The following is a 7,370-nucleotide window of genomic DNA, read 5'->3' on the forward strand; positions in this document are numbered from 1 at the left end:
CGACGAGCAGCACGGGACGAGGATCTTCGGGCCGCCAGACGAACCAGCCGCCGAGCGGGCCCCGCAACTCGAACTGGTCACCGACTTCCACTACCTCGGTCAGATACGGCGACACCTCACCATCGGGAATCCGGTCGACGGTGAGTTCGAGTTGTGGCCGTTCGGCGGGGGACCAGGCAGACGCGATCGAGTACGAGCGCTGCGCGCTGTAGCCGTCCTCGGCGGTGAGACGGATGTCGACGTGCTGGCCCGCAAGATGCCCCGACCAGTCCGGCACGTCGAGGGTGATGGTGCGAGCGGTCCCGGACTCGCTGCGCACCGCCGACACCGTCGCGACCTGCCAGGTCAGTCGGCCCAATACCGCTGCTCGCGCCATGGATCTCCGTAGTTGTGATAGCCGAGCTGTTCCCAGAATCCCGGTTCATCGTCGTCGCGCAGCTCGATCCCGCGCACCCATTTCGCGGACTTCCACAGATAGAGATGGGGGACCAGCAGCCGCGCCGGACCGCCGTGCTCGGGGTGCAACTCGGCGCCGTCGTATTCGAAGGCGATCCAGGCCTTGCCATCGGTGAGGTCCTCGAGTGGCAGGTTGGTGGTGTACCCGCCATACGACGAGACCAGCGCGAACTCCGCCGACGTCTCGACATGCTCGAGCAGCGTGTCCACCGACACACCCCGCCAGGTGGTGCTGAGCTTCGACCATTTGGTGACGCAATGCAGGTCGACATGGATCTCCTCGGCGGGCAGCCGGCGAAACCCGAGCCAGTCCCACGAGCGTGAATTGCCGTCCTCGGTGGTGACTCCGAAACGCCATGAGTCCAAGTGGATTCGGGGTGTCGGGCCAGCGGAAAGCACCGGAAAGTCGGTGGTGAGGTGTTGGCCGGGAGGGAGGTCTGAATCCTCGGTCCTGGCTCGTCCGTGAAAACCGCGCGAGATGATGCTCATTGGCACTCCTGGAGGTCTGCACGGACAGTACCCCGCGGCGGCGGTCGGTGCGTCGCGGCCGATCAGTAGGCTTCGGGAGGAGAAATCGAGACAGTTGGAGGAGACGTGACCACGACGCCTATCCGGGTCGGAGTGCTCGGCGCGAACGGCAAGGTCGGCGCCGCGATCTGCGCGGCAGTCCAGGCGGCCGGCGATCTGGAACTGGTCGCAACGGTCGATCAGGGCGACCCGATCGAGACCTTCGTCGAGAACAAGGCCGAGGTCGTCGTCGACTTCACCCATCCCGACGTGGTGATGAACAACCTGGACTTCTTGGTGCGCAACGGCATTCACGCCGTCGTCGGAACCACCGGCTTCGACGACGCGCGCTTGGCGCAGGTGCGCGAGTGGCTCGACGCGAGCCCCGGCACCGGTGTGCTGATCGCACCGAACTTCGCAATCGGCGCCGTGCTGTCGATGCGGTTCGCCGAGCAGGCGGCGCGGTTCTTCGACTCGGTCGAGGTGATCGAGCTGCATCACCCGAACAAGGCCGACGCCCCGTCCGGCACTGCGTACCGCACCGCGGCTCTGATCGCCGAGGCGCGCGCGAAGGCCGGTGTCGGCCGCAGCCCGGACGCGACGACCACGGAGCTCGAGGGTTCGCGCGGCGCCGAGGTCGATGGGGTGCGCGTGCACTCGATCCGGCTGGCCGGACTGGTCGCCCACCAGGAGATTCTGCTCGGCACCCAGGGCGAGACCCTGACGATCCGGCACGACTCCATCGACCGTTCGTCATTCGCGCCCGGCGTGCTGCTCGGAGTTCGCCAGATCGCGTCCCGGCCTGGCCTGACCGTCGGGCTCGACCCGCTGCTGGATCTGTGAATCGCCAGCTCGCCACCACCGTCGCGTTCATCGCGGGGTTCGTCGTCGCGCTCGTCTTTTACTTCGCGTTGATCGGGCGGGCCGGCGTCCAGCTGATTCAGGACGGCCGCGTCGTATCCATCGTGCTCGGTATCGCCGTGCTGATTCTGCCGCTGATCGGTGTGTGGGTCGTCTACGCGACGCTGCGTGCCGGGCTCGCTCATCAGCACCTGTCGCGCCGGATCGAGGAGGAGGGGCTGGTACTCGACGTGTCCGAGCTGCCCCGGATGCCGTCCGGTCGGATCGAGCGTGGTGCGGCGGATGAGCTGTTCGAACAGGTGAAGGGCGAGTGGGAGGCCGACCCGGACAACTGGCGCAACTCCTACCGACTCGCCCGCGCGTATGACTACGCCGGCGACCGCGGCCGCGCGCGCGAGACCATGCGCCGCGCAGTGCATCTGGAAAAGCTCGAACGACAGTGATTCGGTGCGCCGATTGCCGGGTATGCCCCCTCGGACGGGAGGTCGTACGTGCAGCAGCTGAGTTGGACAGACGACATGATGCTTCGCGCCGAACGGCCGGAAACCCCGATGCAGATTCAGATGCTGCTCATCTATGACCCGTCAACCGCTCCCGGGGGCAAGGTAACCTTCGCCGGCATCCGCTCTGAGCTCGAAGCTCGGCTGCATCTCGCACCCACCTTCCGGCGGCGGTTGACCGAGTTGCCTGGGGGTCTGCACAAGCGGTACTGGGTGGATGACCCAGACTTCGACCTCGATTACCACGTCCGTCACATCGCGCTGCCTCAGCCCGGCGATTGGCACCGGCTCTGCATCGAGGTCGCGCGGATTCATGAACGGCAGATCGACCTTCGCCGTCCACCGTGGGAGATAACGCTTATCGAGGGACTCAATTCCATCCCGGGAGTTCCGAATGGCGCGTTCGCGATTTCGCTGAAGCTACATCATTGCGCCGTCGATGGCATGGAGAGCGTCGAGCTGATGTTCGCCATGCACGATTTGGCTTCTGACAGCCCGCGCCCCGATCCACCGGAGAGTCCTTGGCGGCCCGACCCGCTACCGTCGACCGCAAGTCTGCTCTCGCGGACGGCGATCAATGGTGCGCTGTATCCGATCCGGGCAAGCAGGGTGCTGGCACCGATGGCTCTCAAGGCAGCACGTCGACTGGCGGGCCTCTCACCCAAGCTGGCCGGCGGTGTCGCGTCCACGCTCGCCGGGAGTGGGCCCGCGTTGCCGCCATCGACACAATTCAACGAATCGGTTTCCCCGCAACGCGTGTTCGAGGCCCTTTTCCACGATCTCGCCGATATCAAGCGGATCAAGGCGAGAGTGCCCGGGTCGACGGTCAACGATGTGGCGCTCGCCTGCGTCGGTGGCGCCCTCCGCGAATACTTGCATCGTTGCGGCGATCTCCCCGACCAGTCGCTCGTCGCAGCGTGCCTAATCTCGTTGCGCGGCGCCGCCGATAAGGGCAGTGGCGGGAACATGTTGTTCGGGAGACTTCAGCAGCTCGGAACGACCACCGAGGATCCGCTCGACCGGCTCGCCAGTATCGCGGCAGAGACCGCCGCGTTTCGCGCAACCTCCGACAAGTCGGAAACTACCGAGTTGCTCGATCTGGTGGGAACCGTGCCAACCGTATTGCTCGGGGCGACGGTGAAGGCTGCGAGCGTGCTTCCGTTCTCCGGCCCCACAATCGCCAATACGACCGTGAGCAACGTGCGGGGTCCGGATGAGCCGATGTACTTCCACGGTGCCCGACTCGTGCGTGCCACTGGTTTGGGGCCGCTGGTCGGCGGCCTGAACCTCTTCCACGTGGTGACGAGCTATAACGGAACGTTCTCAATCGGCGTGACTGCGGATCGCAACGCGCTGCCGGACCCGGCGACGTACGCCGACTGCATGGAGGCGGCGTTTCAAGAGCTACGTGCAGCGACGGGTTGAGCGCGCGGCAGTCGGCCGCTCGCCGTAACGGCAGATGTTCGAGGCGCGCCGGTGCATATAGCATCCTGCGCAGAACACCGTCTGGGTCCTTTTGGACGGCCATGGTTGGAAGGATGTCCGCGCCCAGCACGACATGAGGAGACCCAAACTGTCGGCCAGATTGCTGATCGTTCATCACACGCCGTCTCCGCACTGCCAGGAGATGTTCGAGGCAGTGATCGCCGGAGCAACCGACCCGGAGATCGAGGGCGTGGAGGTCGTGCGGCGGCCGGCGCTCACCGTGTCGCCAACCGACATGCTCGAAGCGGACGGCTATCTGCTCGGCTCTCCAGCGAATCTCGGGTACATGAGCGGTGCGCTCAAGCACGCGTTCGATGTTTGCTACTACCCGTGCCTGGACTCCACGAAGGGCCGCCCGTACGGGCTCTACCTGCATGGCAATCAGGGCACCGAGGGTGCCGAACGCGGGGTATCCGCCATCACCACGGGGTTGGGGTGGGTGCAGGCCGCGGAGACGGTGATCGTGCAGGGCAAGCCAAGCAAGGACGAGTTGCAGGCGTGCTGGGAGTTGGGTGCCACGGTCGCCGCCGGGTTGATGGGCGACTAGTCGCAGATCGTCCCGATGGACTCGGCGACGCTTGGTAACCACTCATGCGGTTCACGAACGGGATTCCGTCGATACGCGCCGCGAGTGTTTAGCGGGCGTCCTTGGGGAGTGGGGTGACCGATCTGACGTTGCCGCCCGCATGTACCTGTGAGAAGTTCGTAACAGAGCCTTAACAAGCTTCCGGACGAGGGGTGCCGTACCCGGTGTGCGACAAGACGGCCCAGGGAGAACGTCATGTCGTGGCTAATCCTCGTGGGCGCTGGTGTCCTCGAGGCGGTGTGGGCAACCGCGATGGGCAAGTCCGAAGGCTTCACCAAACTTTCGCCGAGCGTCGTGTTTGCGGTCGCGATCATCGCCAGCATGGCGGGGTTGGCCTACGCCATGCGCGATCTGCCGATCGGGACCGCGTACGCGGTCTGGGTGGGGATCGGTGCGGTGCTCACCGTGGTGTACGCGATGGCTACCGGCGAAGAGGCGGTGTCGGCGCTCAAGGCGATGTTCCTGGTGATGATCGTCGCCGGCGTGGCCGGGCTCAAGCTTGTCCATTGACGAATCTCCGAGGAACATCCACCCCGGTCGGTAGGCTTTCTGCGCTGCAATCCGAAATGGTTGCTGCAGTGGGCTATTCGTCGGAGTGGAAAGCTCACAAGCAACGGTGTTGAGGCGTTTGTTCGGGCTTTCGACTGTTCGCGCGAAATCATCGGCACCGAGCCAATCGCATCCGCGGTTACCCAGGAACTTGCACCAGATGCCTCGGTGCTGCCACGCATTCCGCGCGCGAACACCAACGCGCCCGCGATCATGATCGGCGAACGCTGCGCCGACTTCCTGCTCGCGTAGGTCTCAGACCTTCACGTCGAACCCAAGATCGACGTCACACGCCGCCTGCCCGCCACGAATGCCCCAGTTCTCGGTCTCGATACCGCGGACCACGATGGTGACGTGATTGGGCGGAACTCCGAGGTCGGAAAGGCGGCCGACGATCCCGGCGTAGAGATCTCGCTTCGCCTGCAGCGATCGGCCGGCGAAGCAGTCGATCGTCACCAACGTGTACAGCTCGGGCTGCTCGAGCCCAGGCGCGGTGGCGAACCGGTGCGGGGCGTGCGACACGAGCCGAATGTGCTTGTCGCCGAGCGGAATCTTGAACGCAGCCACGAGCGCGTCGTGGACGGCGTCGATGATCGCTACCTCTTCGGCGACGGTGTACTCACGACGGACCTCGATGAGTGAACTCGGCATGGTGGCAATCCTTGCACCCCCACGCTGTCGGACCCGCATGGCAGGCTCGAACGGGTGCGGGAAATGAGTCTGGCTGCGGCGCGTCGAACCGCCCTTGCGGCCCAGGGATTCGGATCCACCCGGACGGTCGCGGCGCCCAATCGTGCCCGGGTGATGAAGGTGCTCGACCGCACGCAGTTGCTGCAGATCGATTCGGTGTCGGCGGTGGTCAGGGCCCATTACGCGCCGGTGTTCGCGCGGATCGGGAAATATGACCGCACGCTTCTCGACGAAGCCGCCTGGACCGACACGTCCCGCAAGCCACGTCGGCTGGTCGAGTACTGGGCGCATGAGGCTGCGCTCATCCCGGTCGAGGACTGGCCGTTGATGCGCTGGCGAATGCGCCGGTACGAACATGGCCGGTGGGCCGGCATGCGCCGGGTCGTGGAGCGCAACCCCACACTCGGGCGCGACATTCTGGATGTGATCACCGAGGCGGGCGCCTGCAGTGCCGGTGATGTCGAGCGGCACCTCGAAATCGAACGGCCGCGCCGCAACGGTTCGTGGTGGAGCCACAGCGATACAAAGGTGATCTGCGAGCAGCTCTTCGCCGCGGGAGAGCTATCGGTGCACACCCGCGTCGGGTTCACCCGTCACTACGACCGGGCCGATCGCGTGCTCCCGCCGGACGTTTTTGCCCGTGAGATCGCCGAACCCGACGCCGTTCGCGAACTCGTCCGCAAAGCTGCCGTCTCTCTCGGTGTCGCAACCGAGGCGGACCTGCGCGATTACTACCGGCTCGCCGGGGGCCAGACCGCACCGGCGATCGCGGATCTCATCGAAGCCGGTGCGCTCGAACAGATTTCGGTGCGCGGCTGGGAGCAACCGGCGTACCTGGCAACGGGTTCGCGCACACCGCGCAAGCTCGAGGGTGCCGCCCTGCTGTGCCCGTTCGACCCGGTGGTGTTCTTCCGGGCCCGCACCGAGCGGCTCTTCGACTTCCACTACCGGATCGAGATCTACACCCCGGAAGCCAAGCGGGTGCACGGCTATTACGTCTTTCCGTTCCTGCTCGACGGCGAGTTGGTCGGCCGTGTGGACCTGCGGGCAGACCGCGCCGCCGGCCGGCTGTCGGTGCCGGGTGCATTCGCCGAACCCGGACGCGGACCCGAGGTTGTCGACGCGCTTGCCGGTGCACTGCGCGAGATGGCCGATTGGCTCGAGCTCGACGACCTGGTCGTGGGGGAGCGCGGTGACCTAGCCACCGACCTGGCCAGCGCTGTCGCGGCGGGCTAGCGGTTCTCGACGAACTTCTTCAGTTCCTTGGAACCGGTGTCGAGCGCCGATCCGAGCGCGCGCTTGAGCAGGAAACCGGGCATCTTGATCTTCGGTTCCAGCTCCAGTTCGAAAAGCACCTTCGTGCCCTTGTCGGACGCGGACAGGGTGTAGCTGCCGATCTGCACCCGCTGCGCGGTGCTCTCCACCATTCGCCAGCTGGCCTTGCGATCGCCGTCCCAGGCGTACTCCACGAGCTGAGCGTCTGTGATGCCGACCAAGCTGACCTCGGCACGCAGCAGCTTCGGCCGCCCGTCTTCGTACGCCTCCTCGATGGTGGCCTTCTTGTACGGCCCGGCCCACTTGGGGAGCTCCTCCACGGCGGCGATCGCGGCCATGACGGTTGCCGGATCGGCGGCGATCTCGAATTCCTTGCTTCCCTTGGCCGACACGCGAACCCCCAAACTCTGCTGATCAACGACCTGGCTTACGAGTTGTCCGCGCGGTTGCCTAGCGGCTCT

At 65.7% G+C, this 7,370-nt stretch carries 10 protein-coding genes and 1 riboswitch; of the genes, 6 read left to right on the forward strand and 4 right to left on the reverse strand.

What is annotated here, in order from left to right; all coding sequences use genetic code 11:
• Both A8G08_RS18505 and A8G08_RS18510 read right to left on the reverse strand, forming a co-directional pair.
• Positions 1-376 (reverse strand): FAD-binding oxidoreductase (locus tag A8G08_RS18505; RefSeq protein WP_245672893.1); only part of this gene is annotated, 376 nt, incomplete at its 3' end.
• Positions 346-945 (reverse strand): sulfite oxidase-like oxidoreductase, encoded by a 600-nt coding sequence (locus A8G08_RS18510; RefSeq protein ID WP_068277397.1) that lies wholly within the window; start codon positions 943-945, stop codon positions 346-348. The genes A8G08_RS18510 and A8G08_RS18505, both read right to left, overlap by 31 nt.
• A 105-nt stretch (positions 946-1,050) precedes the next feature.
• Between A8G08_RS18510 and dapB the strand changes: the two genes are divergently transcribed.
• The 5 genes from dapB (at position 1,051) to A8G08_RS18535 (ending at position 4,905) form a co-directional block, all read left to right on the forward strand.
• Positions 1,051-1,806, forward strand: a complete 756-nt coding sequence (gene dapB / locus A8G08_RS18515) for a 4-hydroxy-tetrahydrodipicolinate reductase (RefSeq protein WP_068277400.1) — start codon at positions 1,051-1,053, stop codon at positions 1,804-1,806.
• Positions 1,803-2,267 carry a CvpA family protein gene (locus tag A8G08_RS18520; protein WP_068277403.1) on the forward strand — a complete coding sequence of 155 codons (465 nt, stop codon included), beginning with the start codon at positions 1,803-1,805 and terminating at the stop codon, positions 2,265-2,267. Before dapB ends, A8G08_RS18520 begins: the two co-directional genes overlap by 4 nt.
• Before the next feature lie 48 nt (positions 2,268-2,315).
• Complete coding sequence (locus A8G08_RS18525; protein WP_068277409.1) at positions 2,316-3,749, forward strand: WS/DGAT/MGAT family O-acyltransferase; 1,434 nt, start codon at positions 2,316-2,318, stop codon at positions 3,747-3,749.
• Between the two features lie 133 nt (positions 3,750-3,882).
• Positions 3,883-4,356 (forward strand): flavodoxin family protein, encoded by a 474-nt coding sequence (locus tag A8G08_RS18530; RefSeq protein WP_157108649.1) that lies wholly within the window; start codon positions 3,883-3,885, stop codon positions 4,354-4,356.
• A gap of 161 nt (positions 4,357-4,517) precedes the next feature.
• Positions 4,518-4,581: riboswitch (guanidine-III (ykkC-III) riboswitch) on the forward strand.
• Between the two features lie 9 nt (positions 4,582-4,590).
• On the forward strand, positions 4,591-4,905 hold the full coding sequence (locus tag A8G08_RS18535) for a DMT family transporter (RefSeq protein WP_068277411.1): 315 nt from the start codon (positions 4,591-4,593) through the stop codon (positions 4,903-4,905).
• A gap of 294 nt (positions 4,906-5,199) precedes the next feature.
• Here the strand turns inward: A8G08_RS18535 and A8G08_RS18545 are convergent, their stop codons facing one another.
• A complete protein-coding gene (locus tag A8G08_RS18545) occupies positions 5,200-5,595 on the reverse strand; it encodes a tautomerase family protein (RefSeq protein WP_068277425.1) in 396 nt (131 codons plus the stop codon).
• Between the two features lie 54 nt (positions 5,596-5,649).
• Between A8G08_RS18545 and A8G08_RS18550 the strand changes: the two genes are divergently transcribed.
• Positions 5,650-6,870: a winged helix-turn-helix domain-containing protein gene (locus A8G08_RS18550; RefSeq protein WP_068277428.1), complete on the forward strand. Its 1,221-nt coding sequence runs from the start codon at positions 5,650-5,652 to the stop codon at positions 6,868-6,870.
• Here A8G08_RS18550 and A8G08_RS18555 read toward each other — a convergent pair.
• The coding region (locus tag A8G08_RS18555) for an SRPBCC family protein (RefSeq protein WP_342669670.1) at positions 6,867-7,370 on the reverse strand (504 nt) is incomplete at its 5' end. The genes A8G08_RS18550 and A8G08_RS18555 overlap by 4 nt on opposite strands.

It is taken from the genome of Aldersonia kunmingensis (genome assembly GCF_001646865.1).
Taxonomy (GTDB): Bacteria; Actinomycetota; Actinomycetes; order Mycobacteriales; family Mycobacteriaceae; genus Aldersonia; species Aldersonia kunmingensis.

What these genes read in the sequence shown, in the direction of transcription:
- A8G08_RS18530 (WP_157108649.1), top strand. Translation starts at nt 3,883, where the DNA reads ATGAGGAGACCCAAACTGTCGGCCAGATTGCTGATCGTTCATCACACG.
- A8G08_RS18510 (WP_068277397.1), bottom strand. Translation starts at nt 945, where the DNA reads ATGAGCATCATCTCGCGCGGTTTTCACGGACGAGCCAGGACCGAGGAT.
- A8G08_RS18545 (WP_068277425.1), bottom strand. Translation starts at nt 5,595, where the DNA reads ATGCCGAGTTCACTCATCGAGGTCCGTCGTGAGTACACCGTCGCCGAA.
- A8G08_RS18535 (WP_068277411.1), top strand. Translation starts at nt 4,591, where the DNA reads ATGTCGTGGCTAATCCTCGTGGGCGCTGGTGTCCTCGAGGCGGTGTGG.